This window comes from Kribbella sp. NPDC056345, from assembly GCF_042262745.1.
Lineage (GTDB): Bacteria > Actinomycetota > Actinomycetes > Propionibacteriales > Kribbellaceae > Kribbella.
Window position 1 is genome coordinate 353066 of sequence record NZ_JBHJQQ010000005.1, and the last position, 23264, is coordinate 376329.

Consider the following 23264-nt stretch of genomic DNA (forward strand, 5'->3'; position numbering starts at 1 on the left):
CTCAACGTCCGGCAGCCGCTGACGGTTCCCGGCGAACACCCTCGGCCAGGCTCTCCGTGAGCGAGCGCACACCAGCCGGACCCTCCCCGTCGAGGAGCCGCTTCACGAACGCCGATCCGACGATGACCGCATCGGTGAACGCCCCGATGGCCGCCGCCTGCTCGGCGTTCGAGACGCCGATGCCGACGCCGACCGGCAACTCGGTCGCCGCCTTGGTCCGCGCCACCAACGGTGCAGCCAGATCCGAGGCGGTCTCCCGTACGCCGGTCACACCCATCACCGCGGTTGCGTAGACGAACCCGCGGCACGCGGCGGTGGTCAGCCGGATCCGCTCGTCGGTCGACGACGGCGAGACCAGGAACACCTTGTCCAGCTCGTTCTTGTCCGCGGCCGCGATCCACTCCGCGGCTTCCTCCGGGATCAGGTCGGGCGTGATCAGCCCCGCTCCCCCGACCCCGGCGAAGTCCGTGGCCCAGCGATCGACGCCGTACCGCTCGATCGGGTTCCAGTACGTCATCACGAGCACCGGGACGTCGGAGTACGCCGCGATCTCCTCGACCGTGCGGAGCAGGTCCTTGACCCGGAACCCACCGGCCAGCGCGGCCTCGGCGGCCCGCTGGATCGCGGGGCCGTCCATCACCGGATCGCTGTACGGCAGGCCGATCTCGAGGACGTCGACACCACCGTCGACCAATGCCTTGATCGCGTCCACACCACCCGTGTACGACGGGTAGCCGGCCGGCAGGTAGCCGACCAGGCCGGCGCGGCCCTCGGCGTTCGCCTTCCGGATCGCGGCCCCAGCCTTGCCCAAGGCAACCATTTCACTCATGGCCGGTCTCCCCATCGATCAGCCCGAACCACGAGCTCGCGGTGTCCATGTCCTTGTCGCCACGACCGGACAGGTTCACCAGGATGGTGGCGTCCGGGCCCAGCTCCTTGGCGATCTCCAGCGCACCGGCCACCGCGTGCGCCGACTCGATCGCCGGGATGATGCCCTCGGTCCGCGACAGCAGCCGGAACGCCTCCATCGCGTCCGCATCGCTGACCGGCCGGTACGTCGCCCGCTTCGTCTCCGCGAGCCACGAGTGCTCCGGACCGACACCGGGATAGTCCAGCCCGGCCGAGATCGAATGCGACTCGATCGTCTGGCCGTCCTCGTCCTGCAGCAGGAACGATCGCGCACCATGCAGTACGCCGACCTGTCCGGCCGTGATCGTGGCCGCGTGCCGACCGGTCTCGAACCCGTCACCACCGGGCTCGATGCCGTAAAGCTTCACGTCGGCGTCCGGGATGAACGCGGCGAACAGGCCGATCGCGTTCGAGCCACCGCCGACCGACGCGACCGCCGCGTCGGGGAGCTTGCCGAGCAGTTCGAGCGACTGGGCGCGGGCCTCGTCACCGATACCACGGACGAAGTCGCGCACCATTGCGGGGAACGGGTGCGCGCCGGCCGCCGTACCGAGCAGGTAGTGGGTCTTGTCGACACTGGCGACCCAGTCGCGGAGCGCCTCGTTGATCGCATCCTTCAGCGTCCGGCTGCCGCTCGTCACCGGGATCACCTCGGCGCCGAGCAGCTTCATCCGGGCCACGTTCAGCGCCTGGCGCTGGGTGTCAACCTCGCCCATGTAGACCACGCACTCGAGGTCCAGGTAGGCGCACGCGGTCGCGGTCGCGACGCCGTGCTGGCCGGCACCGGTCTCGGCGATCACCCGCGGCTTGCCCATCCGCTTGGTCAGCAGCGCCTGCCCGAGCGCGTTGCGGACCTTGTGCGCACCGGTGTGGTTGAGGTCCTCGCGCTTGAGCAGGATGCGCGCCCCGGCCACCTCGGACAGCCGGGTCGCGTCGTACAGCAAACTCGGGACACCGGCCCACTCGCGCAGCATCCGGTCGAACTCGCCGGTGAACTCCGGGTCGGCCATGGCACTCTTCCAGGCCTGCGTGAGCTCGTCGAGCGGCGCGATCAGCGCCTCCGGCATGAACCTGCCGCCGAAACGGCCGAAGTGCCCGAGCTGGTCGGGCAGCGTGTTACTCATCCGACAAACCTTCCAAACCCGGCCGTACGGCACGGGAGAGTTGCTGTCCCGTGCCGTTTGGACCGGCAGGGAAGGGCTAGTGCCGCTGCTGGATGGCGGGGTGCGATCCGGCGGCGACGAGGTCGGCGACCGAGGCCCGGGGATCGCGGCCGGTCACCAGAGTTTCACCGACGAGGACGACATCGGCCCCGGCGCGCGCGAACTCGATTACATCATGCGGGCCCCGGACACCGGACTCCGCCACCCGGACCAGGTTCGACGGGATGGTCGGAGCGATCCGGGCGAACGTCGACCGGTCGACCTCGAGGGTCTTCAGGTTCCGGTTGTTCACGCCGATGAGCTGAGCGCCGGCGTCCACCGCACGCCGGGTCTCCTCCTCGTCGTGGACCTCGACCAGCGGGCACAGCCCGATCGAGTGCGCCCGCTCGATCAGCGAGACCAGGGCCTCCTGCTCGAGCGCCGCCACGATCAGCAGCGCCATGTCGGCACCGGCTGCCCGCGCCTCCCAGAGCTGGTACGAGGAGACGATGAAGTCCTTGCACAGCACCGGTACGTCGACCCGTCCGCGCACCGCGCGCAGGTCGTCCAGGCTGCCGTTGAACCGGCGCTGCTCGGTCAGCACCGAGATCGCCGCGGCACCACCGAGCTCGTACTCACCGGACAGCGCGGCCGGGTCGGTGATCTCGGCCAGCTCGCCCTTGGAGGGGCTGGACCGCTTCACCTCGGCGATCACCGCGATCCCGTCGCCGCGGAACACCGGCATCGGGTCCTTGGCGTCGGGCTTACGCTGCGCCTCCAGCTTGAGGTCGTCCAGGCCGACTAGAGCCTGGCGCTCCGCGAGGTCCTCGCGAACCCCGGCGAGAATGTCGTCAAGCACAGTCATGGTCTGTCCGCCCTTCAGTGGTCGTCGGCGGGGACGCCGAAGCCCAGCAGTTGCAGCACCTTGCCGGCCAGTGCACCCAGCACGACGATCCCGACCGAGATCCAGAACAGCAGCCAGTTCGGGCCGAGCACCATCGCGATGGCACCGACGGTGAACCCGACCAGGATGATCGCCACCGCGGTCCAGGCCGCGGTGCTGTTGCCGTGCGAATCGTGGGGAGCCTCGTTGCTCACCCGGGTCGCTTGATCGGCAGTCGTATTGTCCATGGTTGCCGCCACTCCTCGTCGTCGTCCTGTCCTATTGTGGCGGTTGCCCGCCGCGATCAGAGAGTCGGGTCCTCTCCCGCGTCGATCGCCTTCCACTGATCTGTCCCGTGGCCGGACTGCTTGGTGGCGGTTGCGGCCGCCGGTTCACGCTCATACCGATCGGTAGGGCGCTTCCAGCGGTGGGCGGTAGCGACTGTGACCGCACCGGCGAGCAGCAGTGCCACTCCCCCGGCCAGCGCGAGCCACGGCGCCGGTCCGGTGCTCAGCGACACGTTGTCGGTGACCACCTGGCTCAGCTCGGGACGCAACCGGCTGAGCTCGGTCACACCCGGCCGCACCTGCAGCCCCACTCCGACCGCCGCTGCCCCCAGCACGGCGATCAGCACGCCCAGAACACGGCGGAGCGCCGTACCGGCGAGTTTGGTGACCACGAGCGCCACCAACGCAGCCAGAGCCAGCGTCACAGGCGCTCTGGTGGCGCTGTAACCGTTGAAGTCGACCACTGGCCGCCCGTTGCCCGGATCGGCCGTGACCCACGTCAGATAGGCAGACAGAGCCAGCAAGGCCAACGCGGCGAGGGTGAGCAGGTCTGCCAGTCGTTGTGGGCGCATCTTCTAGACCTCGCTGAACGTTCCTGCGACGGCGATCGCGTTCAGCACTGCTGCGGCCTTGGTGCGGCACTCTGCGTCCTCGGACGCCGGGTCGGAGTCGGCGACGATGCCTGCGCCGGCCTGCACGTAGGCCGTCGGGCCACGCAGTACGGCGGTCCGGATGGCGATCGCGGTGTCGGCGTCACCGGCGAAGTCGAGGTAGCCGACAACACCGCCGTACACGCCGCGGCGGGTGACTTCGAGCTTGTCGATGATCTCCATCGCGCGCGGCTTCGGGGCGCCGGACAGGGTGCCGGCCGGGAAGGTCGCGGTGAGTGCGTCGAACGCGGTCCGGCCCGCGGCGAGCTGGCCGGTGACGGTCGACTCCAGGTGCATGACGTGGCTGTAGCGGCGCACGTCCATGAAGTCGATCACCTCGACCGTGCCGGGCACGCAGACCTTGCCGACGTCGTTGCGGCCGAGATCGACCAGCATCAGGTGCTCGGCGCGCTCCTTGGCGTCGGCGCGCAGCTCCTCCTCGAGGGCGTGGTCCTCCTCCGGCGTCGCACCGCGGCGGCGGGTGCCGGCGATCGGGTGCACGATCACCTTGTTGTCGGTGACCTTCACCAGCGCCTCCGGGCTGGAGCCGACGATGTCGAAGCCGTCCAGGCGGACCAGATACATGTAGGGGCTCGGATTCGACCGGCGGAGCACCCGGTAGATGTCGAGCGCGGACGCGGACGTCTGCAGCTCGAAGCGCTGGGACACGACGATCTGGAACGCCTCGCCGGCCCGGATCTCCTCCTTGGCCGTCTCGACGGCCTCCCGGTACTCCGCGCTCGACCGCTGCCGGTGCGGCTCCGGCTGGGCGTCGCGGTCCGCGCGGACGACGTACGACGGAGTGGGCCGCGCGAGGTCGGCCTCCATCGCGTCCAGCCGGCGAACGGCATCGGCGTACGCGTCGTCGACCCGCTCGTCGGTGTCGTCCCAGTTGATCGCGTTCGCGATCAGCCAGATCTCACCGGTCTCGTGGTCGAGGGCGGCCAGGTCGGTGGCGAACAGGAACGTCAGCTCGGGCAGCCCGAGGTCGTCGGTCGTTGTATCCGGCAACCTCTCCAGCCGGCGGACGGCGTCGTACCCGAGGAAGCCGACCATGCCACCGGTCAGCGGCGGCAGGTCCGGCAGCCGGGGCGTGTGCAGGATCTCGAGTGTCTCGCGCAGCGCCTGGAGCGGGTCACCGGTCTGCGGCAGGCCGACCGGCGGGTTACCCGTCCACACCGCCTGCCCGTCCCGCTCGGTCAGCGTCGCGGCCGACCGGACCCCGATGAACGAGTACCGCGACCAGACGCCACCGTTCTCCGCGGACTCGAGCAGGAAGGTGCCTTCGCGCTCGGCGGCGAGCTTGCCGTACACGCCGATCGGCGTCTCCGCGTCGGCCAGCAGCCGGCGAGTCACCGGGATCACCCGGCGGTCCTTGGCGTAGTCGCGGAAGGTGTCGAGATCCGGGGTGTTCATGCCGTCACCTTGATCGTTCCGTGCTCGAAGCAGCTGCGCGTACCCGTGTGACAGGCCGGGCCTTCCTGGTCGACGAGGACCAGCAGGGTGTCGGCGTCACAGTCGACGAGGATCTCCTTGACGTGCTGACGATGACCGCTCGTCTCGCCCTTCACCCAGTACTCCTGACGGCTCCGCGACCAGAACGTGCTCCGCCCGGTAGCCGCCGTCCGGCGCACCGCCTCGGCGTCCATCCAGCCCACCATCAGAACCTCACGCGTGTCGTGCTGCTGCACCACCGCCGGGATCAGCCCAGCCGCATCGAAGGTCAGCTCGTCGATACTCACTCACCTATTGTCACCGATGCCCCGGACAGTTCTGACCACGAGGTACGTCGGTGGACCTGACAGGATGGTCGGATGACGAATGCGCACCTGGTTGTCGATGGGCACAACGACTTGCCGATCGCGTTTTACGAGTTGTGTGCATATGACCTGGATGCGTATGACCTGAGTGGGTCGGTGCCGCAGTTGCACACGGATCTGCCGCGGCTGCGGGCCGGGGGTGTGGGGGCACAGTTCTGGTCGTTGTGGGTGCCGCAGGACGAGCATGCGGTACGGCGGACGTTCGAGCAGCTGGATTTCGTGCACCAGCTCGTGGCTCGGTTCCCGGAGGCGCTGCAGCTGGCGGTGACGGCTGATGACGTGGAGGCGGCGATCAAGGCCGGCCGGGTCGCGTCGCTGATGGGGATGGAGGGCGGGTACTCGATCGGTGAGTCGCTCGGGATCCTGCGGACCATGCGCACGCTGGGTGTGCGCTACATGACGCTCACGCACAACAACAACGTCTCCTGGGCGGACTCCGCGACCGACAAGCCGGTGCTCGGCGGACTGAACGACTTCGGTGAGCAGGTCGTGCGGGAGATGAACCGGATCGGCATGCTGGTCGACCTGTCCCATGTGTCGGCCGACACCATGCGGCATGCGCTCCGGGTGACCAGTGCCCCGGTGATCTTCAGCCACACGTCCGCGCGAGCAGTCTGCGACGTGCCGCGGAACGCACCGGACGACGTACTGGAGACGCTGACCGGCAACGACGGTGTCTGCATGGTCACCTTCGTCCCGTACTTCGTCTCGCAGGAGTACGTCGACTGGGTGGCCGGTGCGCTCGAGACGGCGGAGTCGCTCGGGCTGGACAAGGACGATCCGTCGCAGCACGACCAGGTCGCCGCGGCGTACGGCAGGCCGAAGCCGGTGGCCACACTGGCCGATGTGGTCAAGCACGTCGAGCACGTCCGCGAGGTGGCCGGGATCGATCACGTCGGGATCGGCGGCGACTACGACGGGGTCCCCGAGACCCCCGTCGACCTGCCGGACGTCTCGTCGTACCCGAGGTTGTTCGAGGCCCTGGCCGAGCGCAACTGGAGCGGCCAGGACCTCGCAAAGCTTGCCGGGGGCAACATTCTGCGCGTATTGCGTGCCGCTGACGACGTCTCGGTCTAGGCGTCCCGGAACAGATCGCGTAGGTCGGGCTGCCGGACGAACCCGGCGGCCTCGTAGGTGGCGACTGCACCGACGTTGAAGGCAGGCGTGCAGGTGTAGGCACTCGACGCACCCATCTCCTGCAGGTGGTGCGCGGCCGCGACAGTGATCGCCTCCCCGTAGCCCCGGCCACGGTGCATCCGGTGCACACCCATCGGCTCCAGATACCCGGGCTTACCTTCACCCGCAGACCACACGGTCACCGCCGCCACCGACTCCCCCAGCTGGTTGCGTCCCACGAGACAGCGCGCATCGGCGTACGGAATCCCGTCCGCCATGTTGAACCACCGCTCATTGGTGAACGTCGACCCCTCGAACGACTCCCGCTGCACAGTGACGCGCTCATGCGCCTCCTCCGCACCGATCACGTCCACCCGCAGCTCCGGCGCAGGCACCGGCTCACTCAGATCGCGCCGCACCGGCACCCACGGCTCATCCAGCTGCCACCCGGCCGCAGCCAGCAGGTCCTTCACCAACGACCCAGGCGGCGCCTCGACATACACCTTGCCCGCAATCAGTACGCCGCGCTCCGGCTCAGCCACATCCGCAGCCACCCGCTCCGCCAGCTCCACGTCCCGCAGCACCGCCGGGTCGAACGCGATCCGAACCAGATCAGCCTCATCCAGCAACCCCACCGCCACAATCACGCCATCCCGCGACCAGACCCGAACCGCCGCCGCAGTCTGCTCCACCCCGAACCGCCAGTACCACCCAAGATCCCCCGGATGCAGCTGCCGCGGAGTCTCCTCCCCCTGCCACTCCCGCAGCGAGCCGACCACATCCCGCAACCCATCCACCGACGGCGTCCCCAACTCCAGTCCCATCCCCCAATCCCACACCATCGATCCGCATTCTGGGGGTTTGGGGTGGGGGTGAGCGGGCACGGGGCGGGTTCAGTGATGTCTAGAGGTTGGAGCTGTTGTGCTTACCCTGACTGAGAACGCGACTCTGGTGATCAAGAGCATCACGGGGGTCGAGGGCGCGCCGGAAGGTGCAGGCGTGCGGATCTCGCAGGAGAATCCGGCCGATCCGGCGCTGGCGGTGACGACGACGGAGTCGCCGCGACCGGGTGACCAGGTGGTCGAAGAGGCCGGGGCCCGGGTGTTTCTGGAGGAGAACGCGGCGAACGCGCTGGATGACAAGATCCTCGACGCAGCCGTGGACGACAAGGGCGGTGTCGAGTTCCTGCTGGTACCGCAGCCTGGTGCCGGGCGGGAGAACGGGACTGCTCCGACTCCCTGAGCCCAGGTACGACGGGGCACCAACCTGACTGTGGTGCCGCGGAGTGCCTGATCCGGGCGCGGCTGGTTCGACCCTCCCAGGGACCGGCCGCGCCCTGGGGTGTCTTTAGAGGGCACTCCGTTGAGCTATCCAGCTCTCGTGCAGGCGTGAGTAGACGCCGCCTGCTGTGACGAGCTCTGCGTGCGGTCCGCGTTCGACGACCTCGCCGTTGTCGAACACGAGCACCTCGTCGGCCGCCTCGGCGGTGGACAGGCGGTGCGCGATGGTGACCGACGTACGGCCGGTCATCAGCCGCTCCAGCGCCGCGTTGACGCGGACCTCGGTGCCGGGGTCGACCGCTGACGTCGCCTCGTCAAGAACGAGCAGGTCAGGGTCGGCGATGTTCGCCCGGACCAGTGCGACCAGCTGACGCTCTCCGGCGGACAGGGACTCACCACGCTGACCGACCGACGACTGAAGCCCGTCCGGTAGCGACTCCAGCCAGTCGGTGAGGCCGAGTGACTCGAAGGCGGCCAGCAGCTGGGCGTCCGTCACGTCAGGCCGGCCGAAGCGCACGTTCTCGGCCAGCGATGCGTCGAACAGGTAGCCGTCCTGCGGCACCATCACGACCCGCTCCCGCAGCGACTCGAACGAGATCTCCCGCGCATCCACCCCGTCCAGTAGTACGGCACCCGAGGTCGGGTCCATCAACCGGGTGAGCAGCTTCGCGAACGTCGTCTTGCCGGATCCGGTCTCCCCCACGACCGCGACCCGCCGATGCGGCTCCAGCCGGACGTCGACATCGCGCAGTACCAGCTCGCCTTCGGGGTAGGCGAAGTCCACGTCCACGAACTCGACCGTGATCGGTCCGCGCGTCTGCTTCACGCCGGCCTCGCCCGGGTCGACCACGTCGGCCGGAGTGTTGATGACACCGAGCACCCGCCGCCAGCCGGCGAAGGCGCTCTGCGCATCGGTCAGCACCTGGGTGGCGATCTGCACCGGGTCGGAGAACAGCGCAACCAGGAACATGAACGCGAGAATCTCGCCCAGCGTCGCCTGACCGTCCACCCCGAGCAGCACGCCGGCCGTCAGGACCCCTGCGTTCGCCAGGCCGGCCGCCAGACCACCGATCGAGAAGGTGATCCCGGTGAGCGTCTGCGCACTGGTCGCCGTACGGCGGTAGTCGTCGACCGTCGAGTCGATCCGGGCCTGGGTCCGCCGCTCGATCGCATACGCGCGCACCACCTGCGCACCGACGACCGGCTCGGCAACCGCGGACAGCATCTCGCCGACCTTGGCCCGCACCACGCCGTACGCGGCCGACATCCGCTTCTGCAAGGCCCGCAGCGATGCGAAGAGCGGGATGAAGCAGATGAGCACCACCAGGGCCAGCTGCCACGAGTAGAAGAACATCACCACGGTCGCCAGCAGCATCTGGCCGAGGCTGACCAGGAAGATGAACCCGCCGAACTGCAGGAACTGCGAGACCGTGTCCACGTCCGACGTGACCCGGCTGACCAGTGCACCCCGCCGCTCGGTGCTCTGCGTCAGCACCGGCAGGTCGTGCACGTGCCGGAACGCCTTGATCCGCATGGTGGCCAGTCCGCGCTCGGAGTTGACCGCGAGCCGCACAGTCGTCAGGTACGACGCCACGGCGGTCACCGCCACCCCGACCGCGCAGACGACGACCATCCACGCCACGAACGACATGTCCGGCCCACCGGGACCGGACAGACCCTTGTCGATGGTCTGCTGGACAGCGATCGGGATGACGATCCGCCCGGCCGTCATGGTCAGCGCGAGCAGCGCAGTGACCCACCAGCCCTGCGCGAGCTCCGGTGAGATCCGCAGCCCCTGCTTCAGCGTCTCCAGACCACCGGCGTCATCGCCTTGGTCCATCCGAGTCGCCTCTGCCGCGCTCATGCCTTCACTCCGTCCAGGTCGTCCAGCTCTTCGTCCAGCTCGGCCTCTTCCAGCCTGCGCTCGGCGTCCTTCTCGTAGGCGTCCACCAGCTCCCGGTACGCCGCTGAGGTCTGCTGCAGCTCGGTGTGGGTGCCCTGAGCCGTGATGCGTCCCTCGTCGAGGAACAGCACCTCGTCGGCGAGCGAGATGGTCGCCTTGCGGTACGCGATCACCAGGACAGTCGTCGCGGCGCTCGCGTCCTCCTGCACCACGGACCGCAGTCCGGCCAGGATCCGCGCCTCGACCTGCGGGTCCACAGCACTGGTTGCGTCATCCAGGATCAGCAGGCGCGGCCGCCGTACCAGGGCTCGGGCCAGTGCGATGCGCTGCCGCTGCCCACCGGACAGCGTCGTCCCGCGCTCGCCCACCTTGGTGTCCAGCCCGTTCGGAAGCGTCTTCACGAAGCCGTCGCCCTGCGCGATCCGCAGTGCGTCCCAGATGTCCTCGTCGGTGTAGTCACCGCCCAGGGTGATGTTGCCGCGGATACTGTCGTCGAACAGGAACGCCGTCTGCGCCACCAGCGCCACGGACTCCGCCAGCTCGCCCTGGGCCAGTTCCCGCAGGTCCGTGCCGTCGACCTTGACCGAGCCCTCCTCGGGATCGACCAGTCTGGTCAGCAGTGTCGTCATGGTCGACTTCCCCGCGCCGGTCGGTCCCACCACCGCGACCGTCCGGCCGGGCTCGACGGTGAACTCCATGCCGCGCAGTACGTCGCGATCCGGCAGGTACCCGAACCGCAGTCCGGACACATCCAGCCGGGCCGCGGTCTTCGACGTCAGCCGGCCCTCGCCGTACTCCATGCCGCCCTCGGCGGTGAGCACGCGCTGCACCCGGTCCCAACCGACCACGGACCGCGGCAGCTCACCGAGCACCCAGCCCAGCGCCCGGATCGGGAACCCGATCAGCGTGAAGAGGAACGCGACCTGCACCACGTCACCCGCATCCGCCGCGCCCGAGCGCACCCGGCCGACACCGACCAGCAGCACGATCAGCACGCCGATGCGGGGCAGTGCGTCGATCACGGGGTCGAACATGCCGCGGGCCTTGTTCACCGCGATGTTCGCGTCACGCAGCGCGTACGTCGGCGCCCGGAAGCGCTCGGTCTCCGCAGACTCGCGGCCGAGCGTCTTGACCACCAGTGCACCGTCGAACGACTCGTGCGCGACCTCGGAGACGTCTGCCCGCAGCTGCTGCGCCCGTGTGGCCAGCGGCTGCAGGACGCGCTGGAAGATCACGTTGGCCACGAAGACCAGCGGGAAGACCAGACAGCCGACCAGTGCGAGCCAGACATCGGCCATGAACATCGCGACGGTCGCGAAGGCCAGCATCGCGATCACACCGATCGCCATCGGCAGTGGTGCGATCACGAACCAGATCGACTCGACATCCGCGTTCGCATTGGACAGCAGCTGACCGGTCGGGTGCCGGTGGTGCCAGTCCAGCGGCAGCTTCTGGTACTGCCGGGTGACCCGGCGCCGGTACGTCGCCTGGAGCCGGAACTGCATCACGCCGGCCCCGACGCGTCGTCCGACCACACCGATGGCGCGCAGGATCGCGATCCCGAGGAAGAGCGAGACGAGCGCGGCCAGCGCACCGAAGGTGGTGTCACCGCGCTCGAGGGCCGGCCGGATCACGTGGTCGGTGGCCCAGCCCAGCGCCCAGCCGTCGGCCACCGTCATCGCGCCGTACAGCATGCTGGCGGCCACCGAGAGCGCGAAGACCCACGGCTCCTCCCAGATGGCGACCCGCAGGACCGCGAACCCACGCCGGGTCGCGCTCCCTTTGTCAGGGACTTTCGGCACGGGCAAGAGACACTCCAGGACAGTCAGGTGCGAACAGCAGTCACAATCATGACAACGATTGACATTCTGCCATTCCCCGCCGACAACTACGATCGAGAATGTGACCGACTACAGCCGGGTAGAGCGACTTGCACTGTGTGACCTCTTCGACCAGCTAGGCCCCGACCAGCCGACGCTCTGCGGCGACTGGACGACCTACGACCTGGCCGTGCACCTGTACGTCCGGGAGTCCGACCCGATGGCCGGGCCGGGGATCATGATCTCCGCCTTCGCCGACACCACCGAGAAGCGGATGGAGCGGGCGAAGGCGAAGTACGGCTTCACCGGGGTGGTCGACAAGGTCCGCAACGGCCCGCCGCGTGCCTCGATCTACGGGCTGCCGCTGATCGGGCACCAGCTGAACACCACCGAGTACCTGGTGCACCACGAGGACGTCCGCCGCGCCCAGCCGTCGTTCACCGTGCGCACGCTGCCGGCTGAGCAGCAGGCGGGTCTGTGGAAGGGCCTCAAGGTGGCGGGGCGCACGATGACGCGCAAGGCGACCACCGGCATCGTGCTGCAGCTCCCCGACGGCCGTTCGACGGTCGCGAAGCAGCCCACCAACGGACGCTCGGTCACTGTCATCGGTGAGCCGGTCGAGCTGACGCTCTTCTGCTTCGGGCGGCAGCAGGTCGCCGACGTTCAGCTCGAGGGCGACCCAGCGGTCATCGAGGAGCTGAAGAGCACCTCATTCGGTATCTGACGCGGCACTGCGCTTCTGGCGCGCCTTCTGGACCAGGCTGCTGACCACCGTGGTCAGCAGCACCAGCACGATCGCGGCCACCACGCCTTGCCACGGCTCGGGGAACAGTGCGTAGCCGAGCAGTCCGATGGCCATGTACACCGCGGCCCACAATGACGACGCGGCCAGATCGACCACGGCGAACCGCTCCCAGCGGTAGCCGGCCAGCCCAGCCGCCAGCAGCACCGGGACTCGCCCGCCAGGGATCAGTCGCGAGGTGAGCAGTACGCCGATCTCGTGCTCGGACAGGCGGTCCCGAAGCGCGTCGAGTTTCTCGTTGTCGCGCAACCACCCGATTCGCTTCGCCAGCTTCTCACCGCCGAACCGGCACCCGGCGTACACGATGAGGTCGCCGATATACGCACCTGCGGCACCAGCGATGAGCACTCCGACCAGTCCGATCGGGCTGCTGTGTGACGCCAGTACGGCGCCCGCCGAGACCGCAGCACCGGTCGGGAGCACCGGAAGCACAGCGCCGATCAGCACGGCACCAGCGAGGGCAAACAGGTACCAGAGGTCGAAGTTCGCATCACCTGTCATCCGGCCACCTCGGTCGACTCTCCTGGCACCAACACGGTCACCTGCACCGCAGGGTCCAGCTCGGCCATGGCGGCGCGGAACTGATCCCCCGGTGCTAGGAACAACTCAGGCCGCACCCGGTCGAAGCCGATCGGCCAGAACGTCCCGAAGTGCACTGGGATCGCCACGCTCGCGCCAACGCGCTGAACGGCCTCAGCGGCCCGCACCGGGTTCAGGTGCCCAGGACCGAGTGACGGTCCCCATCCTCCGACCGGGACCAGCGCTACATCGACAGGACCCGCCTCGGCCGCCAGATCGTCGTACAGGTCGGTGTCCCCGGCGAACCAAACGCTCGGGGCGCTGTCCACGCGGTAGCCCACTGCAGGACCGTTGTACGACGACCACGGCAGCCGCCGGCCGTCGTGGTGCGCGGTGATCACGGTGATGTCGAGTGAGCCGATCCTGATCTGATGCCCCGGCGCCACCTCGATACAGCGATCCGAGTAGACCGCACCGTAGTCATGGTGGATCAGCCGGGCCGCACCGCGCGGTACGACGAGTGCTGCGTCCGGAGCGATCAGCGGCAGCGAAGTGAGGTGCAGGTGGTCGGCGTGCATATGTGAGACGAGCACTGCGTCGCACTGACCGGCCTCAGGGGTCGGTGCAGGTCCACGGCGGCGACGGAGATGGGCGATGCGCGAGGTCAGTACCGGGTCGGTCAGCAGCCGGGTGCCGTCCGCCTCGATGGTGGTGGTCGCATGCCCCCACCAGGTGATCCGCACGCTTCAGGCCTCTACTTTCGTCTCGACCGGGTCCTGGACGTCCTTGCGCTGCCCGAGCTTCTCGAGCCAGCTGATCAGCAGCGTGTGGACCGCATCGGAGCCTACGGGAGGCTCCTTGAGCTCCCAGCGGGTCGGGTGCACCAACACGGCCTCGGTCTGCCAACCGCCGATACCGCCATGGCAGCCCACGAGCTCCTCGAACGCGGCGACCTCGCGCGTGTACTCGTCGAGCCGGCTGACCACCACGACGTCACCGTTGTGCGGCAGCTCTGCTTGTCGCAGGATCGACTGCGGTGCGAACGGCCCGTACGGCGCCAGCGGATCCTCGCCCTCGATCCGGCCGGTCTTGAGCACCCGAACGCCGGCCCGGCCGATCGCGACCGGTCCTTCGGCGAGTGAATCGACCACGACGAACCCGATCCCCGGGTGCGTTGCCAGTCCCGGAATCAGCTTGGGGTGAAGCAGCTCGAGCTCCTCAAGCGGCACCCGCCCCGGCGTGGTCGCCAGGTAGATCAGGGCGAGGTTGCCCGAGGCCGTGACCAGCATCTGCTCGTCGGCACCGACCGGCGGCTCACAGTCCTTCGGCCCGAGCTCGACCTCGCCACGGGCGGCCTTGGCATGCAGCGCCTTCCGGGTCACCGAACCAGCCACACTGCGGCGCAGCGACAGCTCGGTCAGGAACGCGTTCACCGGTCCCCAGCCCTCGGCCGTCCCGACCGCAGCGACCGGCTCACTGGTCGTGTCGACCAGTTCGTCGACCACCTCGGTCAGCGTCCGCCCGTACCGCTGCAGGAACGTCGAGCCCTGGCTCTGGCCGTGGTCGGACAGCACCACGATCTCGTACGAGTGCGGCAGGATGTCGATGATCCGCTGCAGCGCACCGAGCACCCGGTCCAGACCCTCCAGGGTCTGCAGGGACTCCGGCCGGGTCGGTCCGGCGTGGTGCGCCACCTCGTCGTAGTCGACGAAGTCGCAGTAGATGACCGGTGTGCCCTTCACCAGCTCGTCGGTGATCAGCGAAACGTTCAGATCGCGCAGCAGCACGTTGCTGATCGCCCGCAGGAAGATGTAGCTGCCGCCACGGTTCACCCGTGGCACCAGGTTGCGCCGACGCTGCCTGCGGGCCTGGAACAGCTCTTTCACCATCTCGGCCATGCACAGCACCAGCCCGCGGGCAGCACCCTGGGGACTGGAGAAGAACCGGACGTACCCACGGCTGTTGCTGTTCGGCAGCGCGGCCCGGCTGAAGACCAGCTCGCAGTGTTCGGCGTCCCCGGACCAGTTGTTGCTGATGCTGACGCCACCGTCGGCGAGCAGTCCGCGACCGGTCGACATCCGGGCCTCGATCTCGGCAGCGTCCCGGCCGCGGTTCGTCACCATCACCCGGCCGGTCTCTTTCTCGTACCACCGGAACGCGGGGATCTGGCCGGAGCCGCCGTGCAGGATGCCGGCCTGACTGGCCGGAGTCGTCGCCGGTACGCCGGTGTGCCACTCCACCATCGAGTGCTTGCCGTCGCGGATCCAGCCACCCAGGTGCGGCAGGTTGCCGGACATCACCATCCAGTTGAGCAGCGGCGCGGACAGACCGTCGATCTGGATGATCAGCATCCCGGTCTTGGGTGCCGCGGTGATCTTGCGGGCCCGGCGGTGCACCACGCGCATCACCTCGGCGACGTAGGCGTCATCACTGCCGGCGTAGGCGATCCAGCCGACGAAGGCGCTGACCGACGACATCACGATCGACACCACCAGCACCGCCTCGGGTCCACCGTGCAGGTTCACCCCTTGGTCGACGGTGATGCCGAGGTAGACCACTCCGAACTGGGACAGCAGGCCACCGACCAGTACGCCGATCGAGCCGATCAGGACCGCGACTCCGGCCAGCACCCAGCGCATCAGCACGCTGAAGACCGCCAGCAGCACCACGAGCCGCAGGATCGGCATCCGGCCGTCGCTGCTGATCTGGGGCAGCGTCCAGAACGTGATGATCAGGGAGATCAGGGACAGCAGCCCGCCGACCAGCATCGCCTGCAGGCCGCGGCCGGTACGCCGCCAGTCCAGCCAGATCGGCCTGCGTCCGCGCCGATCGCCGGAGACCTGTTCCGGTGGTTTCGCCATCTCGTGCCTGTACTCCCCGTCCGCCTGTCTGCTGTGCTGCAGTACCGAGCGTACGAGCAGAGGTCCGGTGCGGTACCACCGCGCCACGCACCGGACGGGCTGTTCCCGGGTCAGGGCCGGGGTCGCACCCGGTAGGTCCCTGACCCGGCAACTGGACGGCTACTGCAGTTCGAGGTAATCCACCTCGGTGTAGAGCGTGCCCTTGCCGAGCCGGACCGTGTTCCAGCCGGCCCGCAGCGTCACCGGGACCGAGGACTGTCGCCACTGGTTCCAGCCGGTGAACGGGTAGCTGACCGAGCCCTGGCTGGTGCCATTGATCGACAGCGTGTGGCTGGCAGTGCCCTGCGAGCCGTTCGCGTACCCGACGTGCAGCGTGTAGCCACCGGCGACCGGGGCGAAGACCCGGTTCTCGACCCAGGAGTCGGCGAAGTCGATGTAGCCGACCGCCCTACCACCCGATGCGCCCGCAGAGTTCTCCCGCAGCAGACAGCGGTTCAGCTGACCGCTCTCGGCCTCGGTCCGGACCCGGCTGCCGCGGACCACCGGCCAGTCATTCGCCCAGCCGACATCTCCGACGTACATGTGCCGCGAGCCGTTCACCCAGCCGTGCAGGAAGACCTTGTCACCGACGACGTCGGCGCCACCCGGGCCGCAGACGTTGCCGTCGAAACTGTCGGTCGTCAGCAGCGGGCGCTGCTGGACAGTCCACGGGCCAGTCAGCGTGATCGCCGTCGCGTACGTCGTCTGGTAGTTGCAGTCGCTGTAGCCGTTCGTCGAGAAGAACAGCAGGTACCTGCTGCCGCGCTGGACGAGGTCCGGCGCCTCGGCGATCCCGTTCGAGCTCAGCAGCGCAGCGTTGTCTCCGACCAGCGTCTGGCCGTTGTCGGTCGTCTTGGTCAGCCACAGGGTCGACGGCTTGCTGATCGCGTTGCCGTCGTTCTTCCAGACCAGGTAGCGGGTCCCGTCGGTGTCCACGAAGGTGTTGGCGTCGATGGCACCGCCGAGGTCGAGCGGGCAGATCAGCGGTTCGGTACCGACCGAGGTGAACGGGCCACGCGGCGAGGTGGCGGTCGCCACTCCGATGCACTGCCGGCCGGACACCTTGTGCCAGGCGGTGTAGGTGAGTGTGTAGGTGCCGTCGGAGTTCGGGTACACGTCCGGCGCCCAGGTGCGGCCGGGCTTGGCCCAGGCGGCCGACGGGCCGGCGGGCATCGCGTCACCGCGGGTCGTCCACGGTCCGTCGGCGCTGGCGGCGGTTGCCACCGGGACGTGCCCCAGGTCGTTGTTGGTCGAGTAGGCGTACCAGGTGCCGTCCTGCTCGAACACGTCCGGATCGGGGAAGTCCCGCGTGACGACGTCGGACGGGAACACCGCACCGCCGGCCTGCGGAACAACGGCCTGGGTCTGAGTGGAAGCTGCCTGTGTAGGAGCGGCTTGGACAGCGGAGAAACCGACAGCGGCAACAGTGACCGTGGCCGCGAGTAGTCGTCGAAGCATCTGCACTCCTTGGAGTGGGGGCGGAGGTCTGATTTTTACATCGATTCACCTGGTGCGCGAGACCCCGCATTGGTGGAGACTCACCTAGTCGGATTCTGCCTGGCAAGGGAGCGTGGCGTGAGGTATTCATCGTGGGTTTCAAGGCGCAAGCTGATCGCAGCTGCCGCCGTACTCGCAGTAGTCGCGGGTGCAGTGGTTTCGCAGTCGGTCGGGTCGACCGCCTCGGCTGACGAGACGCCACTGCAGACCCAGCTCGACCAGCTGCTCACAAACAGCGCCTTCACCGGCTCACAGGTCGACCTGGTGGTCCGGGACGCCGCCACCGGCGACACGCTCTACAACCGCAACGGCGGCAACCGCCTGATGCCGGCGTCGAACACCAAGCTGTTCACGTCGGCCGCTGCGCTGGGCGTGCTCGGCCCGGCGTACAAGTTCCACACCGATGTGCTGGCGACCAGTCCGGTCAAGGACGGCAAGGTTCGCGGCGACCTCTACCTCAAGGGGTACGGCGACCCGACCACGCTGCAGGCGGACTACGTCGCGCTGGCCAAGCAGCTCAAGGCAGCCGGCGTGCAGCGCGTGGATGGCAACCTGGTCGCCGACGACTCCTACTTCGACCGCGTCCGGCTCGGTGACGGCTGGGCCGGCGACGACGAGTCGTCGTACTACTCCGCACAGATCTCCGCACTGACGCTGGCACCGAACACCGACTACGACTCCGGTACGGCGATCGTCGAGACCCTGCCCGGAGCCGCAGCCGGTGACCCGGCGAAACTGACCATGGTCCCGGCCAACGGCGTACTGAAGATCGTCAACACCGCCACCACCGGCGCGACCGGCTCCGCGAGCACCCTGGTCGTCGAGCGTGAGCACGGCACCAACACGGTCCGCGTCCGCGGCTCGTTCCCGCTGGGCGCCGCCAAGTCCACCAAGTGGGTGACGGTCTGGGAGCCACAGCTGTACGCCGCCGATGTGTTCCGCCGGGCACTCGCCGCCGAGGGCATCAGGGTGCTCGGCCGCACCAAGGACGCCACCACTCCGACCGGTGCCGCTGTGCTGGCCAAGGACGAGTCGATGACCGTGGGCGAGCTGATGACGCCGTTCATGAAGCTGTCGAACAACATGCACGCCGAGCACCTGGTGAAGGCCATGGGCGCGGCCGTCAAGGGACAGGGCACCTGGCCGGCCGGTCTGGCCGTCGTCACCGACTACGCGAAGTCCAAGGGCGTCGACACCAGCACCATCCGGATCAACGACGGCTCCGGCCTGGCCCGCAAGGTGAACCTCACCTCGAACGCGATCACCACGCTGCTGCTCGCCGTACAGCAGGAGCCGTGGTTCCAGCAGTGGTACGCCGCGCTGCCCATCGCGGGCAACCCGGACCGGTTCACCGGGGGCACATTGGCTTCCCGAATGCGCAATACCCCGGCCGCGAACAACCTGCACGCCAAGACCGGCACACTGACCGGCGCGACCGCATTGTCCGGCTACGTGACCACCAAGGACGGCCGCAAGCTGGTCTTCTCGATGATCAGCAACAACTACCTGACCACGCCGCGCCCCGTGGAAGACGCCGTGGGTGTGCTGCTCGCCTCCTGGAGTGACCAGGCTCCCCCGGCCGCGGCCGTCGTACCGGAGAACCGTCGCAGCACCCAGCCGGTGTGTGAGTCGGAGTGGGTCAAGGCCGCCTGCTAAACCAGTCGACAGTACGGCGCTCGTTCTCCACGCTGTGGACATGAGCGCCGTACTGCCAGACACCTTCACCGTGCGACCGCCGACCAAGGACGACGCGAGAGCCGTCTACGAGCTGGTCCGCGACTACACCCAAGCTGTGATCGGTTTCCCCGACTACACCCTCGACGACGCCGTCGACGAGCTCACCGAACCAGGATTCGACCCGGAGACGGACGGCTGGCTGGTCTTCGACGGCGACCGTCTGGTCGGCTACGGCTCCGTCTTCGGCAAGGGCGAGTTCCACGTCCTCGACATCGACGCCGTGACCAGCGACCCGGTCGTCGAGGCCTACCTGCTGGGTGAGATCACCCGCCGCGGCCGCGAACTGGGCGCCGCCCACGGACAGAGCTCCGTGCAGCTCGACACCGGCGTCTACCGCCTCGACACAGCCCGCCGCGAGCGCCTCGAATCCTTCGGCTACATCCGGGGTACGACGTTCCACCGGATGCGCATCGACCACCAGCCGCCGGTGCCCGTGCCTGAGGTGCCCGCCGGAGTCGTCGTGCGGCGTGGTACTCCGGACGAGGAGTCGCAGCGTGCAGCCCACCGCGTGGTGAGCGAGTCGTTCGCAGGGCAGTACGGCTTCGAGGTGCGCTCGTTCGAGGAGTGGCACGCGTCCCACGAGGCCCAGTCGACCTTCGACTGGTCCGGGATGACGCTGCTCGAGATCGACGGTAAGGCCGTCGCGATGCGCGAGTGCACCGACAGCTTCGTCGAGGACATGAACTGCAACTACATCGGCCGCCTGGGCGTACTCGACGAGGCCCGCGGCCGGGGGCTGGCCAAGTTCCTGCTCCGCGACCAGTTCGCCCTGGACGCCGCGGCCGGGCGCACCGGCACCCTCCTGCACGTCGACACCAACAACCCGACGCCCGCGCTGGGCCTGTACCTGTCGGTCGGCATGACGGAGTCACTCGTCATCGACTCGCTGCGCTGCACGGTCGAGGTCTGAGGGGACGGCCGGCCGGGGCAGTCGCGGTCCGCCCCGGCTAGCCGTCAGTACTGGAGGGTGCGCTTCCCGGCAGCACCGGCGTACACGGTCCGGATGCCGACCGGTCGGCGCAGGTCGAGCTGGACGAGCTGGTTGCCTGCGCTCGAAGTGGCCAGCGGACTGCAGCGCTGGTTCTCCGGCTGATCCGACGCCAGCCGGTACCGGTACGCGGCGAGGCGGACCGACTTGTCGTCCTGGTCGAGGATCCGGACGACCATGTTGGGCAGGCAGTAGTACGACGAGGTCATGTCCTGCGGCACCTCGACGACCAGGACCGTCGGCTGCTCCGGATCAGTCCGCACCGAGATGATCCGGGCCTCACCGGCCAGCAGCATCCTCGTCCGGCCGTACCTGAACTCGGACGGCGGCGGACCGTCGTCCAACAGCCCTTCGGTCACGGGGACCGTGACCACAGTCTCCGGCCCGGCCGGCTCCTGGTCAGCGCGGGGCCGGTCGACCACAGCGAACGCCGCGCCACCCGCCACGAAGAGCGCGGTCACCATCGCCACCGTCACCCGGTTCCGGGTCTTCCGCCCGCGGGCGGCGCGCTCGACGTACTCGAACGGTGGCGCCTCCTCGGGCGTCTGCTCATCGACGTAGCGATTCAGCAACTCATGCATTCTCAGGCACCTCCTTGACCTCCAGCAGCGGTTGCAGCGCCTGCCGCGCCCGGGCCAGCCGGGACTTCACCGTGCCCACCGGCACTTGCAGCTCCTCGGCGATCTGGTCCAGCGGCAGATCCATGACGTGATGCAGTACGACGACCGCCCGCTGGGCAGGTGGCAGCACAGCCAGCGCGGCCGCCACATCCAGCGAATCGGCATCCGGCGGCGCCACCACCTCGGCCCGGCGACCGGTCAGCCGGGTCAGCGCCTTGGCCGCCACCTGCTGCCGCCGAAGCCGGCTGATCAACGTCCGCACCGCCACCGACCGGACCCATGCCTCCGGGTCCTCGTACTTACTGATCGACTCCCACCGGCTCAGCAGCTTCACATAAGCGTCCTGTGCCACCTCTTCGGCATCAGCGCGCGACCCCCCGATGGACACCAGTACGCCGATCAGCCGCGGCCAGCTCCGCCGGTACAGCACGGCCACATCAGGCACCTGATCCACCGGGCCTCCTCCCTGTTGGTGGTAACACGCACCACACCCCCACCAGGTTCCACGAAATCTGGAACTTGTCGAGAGGAGATCTGAGAGGTTACTCTCGAAACATGTCTCTCAGAAATCCGTACGGCGATTTCGAGATCACCGACCCCCAGGCGATGCGGGCGCTGGCTCATCCCGTCCGGCTCGCCGCGCTCAGCTGGCTCCAACGGCACGGACCGGCGACGGCGACCCAGCTGTCCGAGCACGTCGGCGCCTCCCCCTCGGTGACCAGCTGGCACCTCCGGCACCTCGCGAACTTCGGTCTCGTGATCGACGGCCCGCCCCCGACCGGCACGGACAAACGCCAACGCTGGTGGCGCGCCGCAGCTCGCGGCTTCCGCCTGGAGATGCCCGACACGCCCGAGGGCACCGAGGCAGCTCGCCTGCTGAGCGGCCAGATGCTGACTCAGGCCGTCGCCACCGCCCAGCACTGGCAGCGCGACATCGAACCCACCCTCGACGCCGAGTGGGCCCGCGTCGGTGGCGTCTCGAACACGGGCGTACTCATCACCGCCGACGAGGCCACGGCGATTCAGCAAGCGATGGAGCAAGTCCTCGCGCCCTACGTACGACGGACCGGCGACGACGCTGCTCCGGACGGCGCCCAGCTGGTCCGGTTCCTGCGCTTTTCCTTGCCTGAAGCAACAGAATGACCAGCCTCTGGCGCGACCGCAGATTCCGGACCGCATGGTCCGCGCAGACCGTCTCCGAGTTCGGCGACCGCATCACCGAACTCGCTCTGCCGCTGATCGCGGTCACGATGCTGAACGCCTCGCCGAGTCAGGTCGGTCTGCTGACCGCAGCGGTCTGGTTACCGAACCTGCTCGGTCTCTTCATCGGCTCGTGGGTCGACCAGCGGCAGGACAAGCGACGGTTGATGATCGCCGCCGACCTGGCCCGGACGGTCCTGCTGCTCTCACTGCCGGTGGCGTACTGGCTGGATCTGCTCAGCCTCGGTCAGCTCTACACGATCGCGATCCTCGCCGGACTCGCCGATGTCGTCTTCAGCGCGGGGTACGCGACGTTCTTCGTCCGGCTCGTCGCCCGCGAGCAGTACCTCGAGGCCAACAGCAAGTTCTCCGCGACCCGATCACTGTCCTTCATGGGCGGACCGGCCATCGGTGGGGCTCTGATGCAGTGGCTGACCGCGCCGATCGCGATGATCGTGGACGCGGCGTCGTTCGCCTTCTCGGCCTTTCAGCTCAGCCGGGTGAAGGCCGACCCCGGCCCGGCCGACGACGCACCCGAGCCGTTCCTGACCCGGGTGCGCTCGGGGATGCGCTACGTCCTCACGCACCCGTATCTGAAGGGCAGCCTGGGCTGCGCGACGACCGTCAACTTCTTCACGATGATGTCGTCGGCGCTGATCGTCCTCTACGCCAGCCGCGAGCTCGGCCTGCCGGCCGCCACGATCGGCCTGGCGTTCGGCATCGGCGCGGCCGGCGGCCTGCTCGGCGCGGTCGCCGCCACTCCCCTCAGCCGGGTCTTCGGCGCGGGTCCGGTCGTCGCCGCGGGCACGATCGTCTTCCCCGGCGGGATCGCGATCGCCGTCCTCGCCGACGGCCCGCTCTGGGCCCGCGCCGCCACACTCGCGGCCGCCGAGTTCGTGATGGCGTTCGCAGTGATGTGCTTCGACATCCCGCTGAACGCGATCCAGGCCGCGGTCGTCGACGACCAGCTGCGCAGCCGCGTGTACGGCGCGTTCAGCAGCATCAACTACGGAGTCCGGCCGCTCGGTGCGGTCGTCGGCGGGTTCCTCGGCACCTGGATCGGTGTTCGCGAAACCATCCTCGTCTCCGCAACCGGCGGCCTGTTCGCCGTACTGTGGCTGATCCGCTCACCGATCCTGAAGACCCGTGGCCTCGACAGCCTCCGGCCGCCAGAACGTCAACCCAGCTGAA

23 protein-coding genes are annotated in these 23264 nt (G+C 68.7%); 7 read left to right on the plus strand and 16 right to left on the minus strand.

Annotation, left to right across the window (positions count from 1 at the left end; genetic code table 11):
* Position 1: 1 nt before the first annotated feature.
* The 7 genes from trpA to hisI form a co-directional block, all read right to left on the minus strand.
* Positions 2-829, minus strand: coding sequence for a tryptophan synthase subunit alpha (gene trpA / locus ACFCV3_RS20430; RefSeq protein WP_376031947.1), 828 nt, complete (start codon positions 827-829; stop codon positions 2-4).
* A complete protein-coding gene (gene trpB / locus ACFCV3_RS20435) occupies positions 822-2033 on the minus strand; it encodes a tryptophan synthase subunit beta (RefSeq protein WP_376031949.1) in 1212 nt (403 codons plus the stop codon). Before trpB ends, trpA begins: the two co-directional genes overlap by 8 nt.
* 76 nt (positions 2034-2109) lie before the next feature.
* Positions 2110-2916: an indole-3-glycerol phosphate synthase TrpC gene (trpC, locus tag ACFCV3_RS20440; RefSeq protein WP_132412164.1), complete on the minus strand. Its 807-nt coding sequence runs from the start codon at positions 2914-2916 to the stop codon at positions 2110-2112.
* 14 nt (positions 2917-2930) lie between these two features.
* A complete protein-coding gene (locus ACFCV3_RS20445) occupies positions 2931-3182 on the minus strand; it encodes an HGxxPAAW family protein (RefSeq protein ID WP_376031951.1) in 252 nt (83 codons plus the stop codon).
* A gap of 56 nt (positions 3183-3238) precedes the next feature.
* On the minus strand, positions 3239-3793 hold the full coding sequence (locus tag ACFCV3_RS20450; protein WP_376031953.1) for a Trp biosynthesis-associated membrane protein: 555 nt from the start codon (positions 3791-3793) through the stop codon (positions 3239-3241).
* 3 nt (positions 3794-3796) lie between these two features.
* On the minus strand, positions 3797-5287 hold the full coding sequence (locus ACFCV3_RS20455; protein WP_376031955.1) for an anthranilate synthase component I: 1491 nt from the start codon (positions 5285-5287) through the stop codon (positions 3797-3799).
* Entirely contained in the window at positions 5284-5613 is a 330-nt protein-coding gene (hisI, locus tag ACFCV3_RS20460; protein WP_376031957.1) for a phosphoribosyl-AMP cyclohydrolase, read from the minus strand. Before hisI ends, ACFCV3_RS20455 begins: the two co-directional genes overlap by 4 nt.
* Before the next feature lie 72 nt (positions 5614-5685).
* Here hisI and ACFCV3_RS20465 point away from each other — a divergent pair, with 72 nt between their 5' ends.
* Positions 5686-6768: a dipeptidase gene (locus tag ACFCV3_RS20465; protein WP_376031958.1), complete on the plus strand. Its 1083-nt coding sequence runs from the start codon at positions 5686-5688 to the stop codon at positions 6766-6768.
* Here the strand turns inward: ACFCV3_RS20465 and ACFCV3_RS20470 are convergent.
* Positions 6765-7631 carry a GNAT family N-acetyltransferase gene (locus ACFCV3_RS20470; RefSeq protein WP_376031960.1) on the minus strand — a complete coding sequence of 289 codons (867 nt, stop codon included), beginning with the start codon at positions 7629-7631 and terminating at the stop codon, positions 6765-6767. The genes ACFCV3_RS20465 and ACFCV3_RS20470 overlap by 4 nt on opposite strands.
* Before the next feature lie 97 nt (positions 7632-7728).
* On the opposite strand from ACFCV3_RS20470, the gene ACFCV3_RS20475 reads away from it, so the two are divergent.
* Positions 7729-8049 (plus strand): Fe-S cluster assembly protein HesB, encoded by a 321-nt coding sequence (locus ACFCV3_RS20475; protein WP_376031962.1) that lies wholly within the window; start codon positions 7729-7731, stop codon positions 8047-8049.
* A 105-nt stretch (positions 8050-8154) separates the two neighbouring features.
* On the opposite strand, the gene ACFCV3_RS20480 is transcribed toward ACFCV3_RS20475, so the two are convergent.
* Both ACFCV3_RS20480 and ACFCV3_RS20485 read right to left on the minus strand, forming a co-directional pair.
* A complete protein-coding gene (locus ACFCV3_RS20480) occupies positions 8155-9951 on the minus strand; it encodes an ABC transporter ATP-binding protein (RefSeq protein ID WP_376031964.1) in 1797 nt (598 codons plus the stop codon).
* Positions 9948-11792, minus strand: a complete 1845-nt coding sequence (locus tag ACFCV3_RS20485) for an ABC transporter ATP-binding protein (RefSeq protein WP_376031966.1) — start codon at positions 11790-11792, stop codon at positions 9948-9950. Before ACFCV3_RS20485 ends, ACFCV3_RS20480 begins: the two co-directional genes overlap by 4 nt.
* 100 nt (positions 11793-11892) lie before the next feature.
* Between ACFCV3_RS20485 and ACFCV3_RS20490 the strand changes: the two genes are divergently transcribed.
* Positions 11893-12534, plus strand: a complete 642-nt coding sequence (locus ACFCV3_RS20490) for a TIGR03085 family metal-binding protein (RefSeq protein WP_376031968.1) — start codon at positions 11893-11895, stop codon at positions 12532-12534.
* Here the strand turns inward: ACFCV3_RS20490 and ACFCV3_RS20495 are convergent.
* The 4 genes from ACFCV3_RS20495 to ACFCV3_RS20510 all read right to left on the minus strand — a co-directional run bounded on the left by ACFCV3_RS20495 (position 12520) and on the right by ACFCV3_RS20510 (position 17489).
* On the minus strand, positions 12520-13113 hold the full coding sequence (locus tag ACFCV3_RS20495) for a DedA family protein (protein ID WP_376031970.1): 594 nt from the start codon (positions 13111-13113) through the stop codon (positions 12520-12522). The genes ACFCV3_RS20490 and ACFCV3_RS20495 overlap by 15 nt on opposite strands.
* Entirely contained in the window at positions 13110-13874 is a 765-nt protein-coding gene (locus ACFCV3_RS20500) for an MBL fold metallo-hydrolase (RefSeq protein ID WP_376031972.1), read from the minus strand. Before ACFCV3_RS20500 ends, ACFCV3_RS20495 begins: the two co-directional genes overlap by 4 nt.
* 3 nt (positions 13875-13877) lie before the next feature.
* On the minus strand, positions 13878-15992 hold the full coding sequence (locus ACFCV3_RS20505) for an alkaline phosphatase family protein (protein ID WP_376031974.1): 2115 nt from the start codon (positions 15990-15992) through the stop codon (positions 13878-13880).
* Between the two features lie 159 nt (positions 15993-16151).
* The gene (locus tag ACFCV3_RS20510) at positions 16152-17489 is read right to left on the minus strand and encodes a family 43 glycosylhydrolase (protein ID WP_376031976.1); all 1338 of its coding nucleotides are present in this window, start codon (positions 17487-17489) and stop codon (positions 16152-16154) included.
* A gap of 117 nt (positions 17490-17606) precedes the next feature.
* On the opposite strand from ACFCV3_RS20510, the gene dacB reads away from it, so the two are divergent.
* Together dacB and ACFCV3_RS20520 are read left to right on the plus strand one after the other, a co-directional pair.
* Positions 17607-19184, plus strand: a complete 1578-nt coding sequence (gene dacB, locus ACFCV3_RS20515; protein ID WP_376031978.1) for a D-alanyl-D-alanine carboxypeptidase/D-alanyl-D-alanine-endopeptidase — start codon at positions 17607-17609, stop codon at positions 19182-19184.
* A 40-nt stretch (positions 19185-19224) separates the two neighbouring features.
* Positions 19225-20175 carry a GNAT family N-acetyltransferase gene (locus ACFCV3_RS20520; protein ID WP_376031980.1) on the plus strand — a complete coding sequence of 317 codons (951 nt, stop codon included), beginning with the start codon at positions 19225-19227 and terminating at the stop codon, positions 20173-20175.
* 44 nt (positions 20176-20219) lie between these two features.
* Here the strand turns inward: ACFCV3_RS20520 and ACFCV3_RS20525 are convergent, their stop codons facing one another.
* Positions 20220-20834, minus strand: coding sequence for a hypothetical protein (locus ACFCV3_RS20525; RefSeq protein WP_376031982.1), 615 nt, complete (start codon positions 20832-20834; stop codon positions 20220-20222).
* Positions 20827-21327, minus strand: a complete 501-nt coding sequence (locus ACFCV3_RS20530; RefSeq protein ID WP_376031983.1) for an RNA polymerase sigma factor — start codon at positions 21325-21327, stop codon at positions 20827-20829. Before ACFCV3_RS20530 ends, ACFCV3_RS20525 begins: the two co-directional genes overlap by 8 nt.
* A 101-nt stretch (positions 21328-21428) precedes the next feature.
* On the opposite strand from ACFCV3_RS20530, the gene ACFCV3_RS20535 reads away from it, so the two are divergent.
* The gene (locus ACFCV3_RS20535) at positions 21429-22016 is read left to right on the plus strand and encodes an ArsR/SmtB family transcription factor (protein WP_376031984.1); all 588 of its coding nucleotides are present in this window, start codon (positions 21429-21431) and stop codon (positions 22014-22016) included.
* A complete protein-coding gene (locus ACFCV3_RS20540; RefSeq protein WP_376031986.1) occupies positions 22013-23263 on the plus strand; it encodes an MFS transporter in 1251 nt (416 codons plus the stop codon). The genes ACFCV3_RS20535 and ACFCV3_RS20540 overlap by 4 nt, the downstream gene beginning before the upstream one ends.
* The last annotated feature ends 1 nt before the right edge of the window (position 23264 follow it).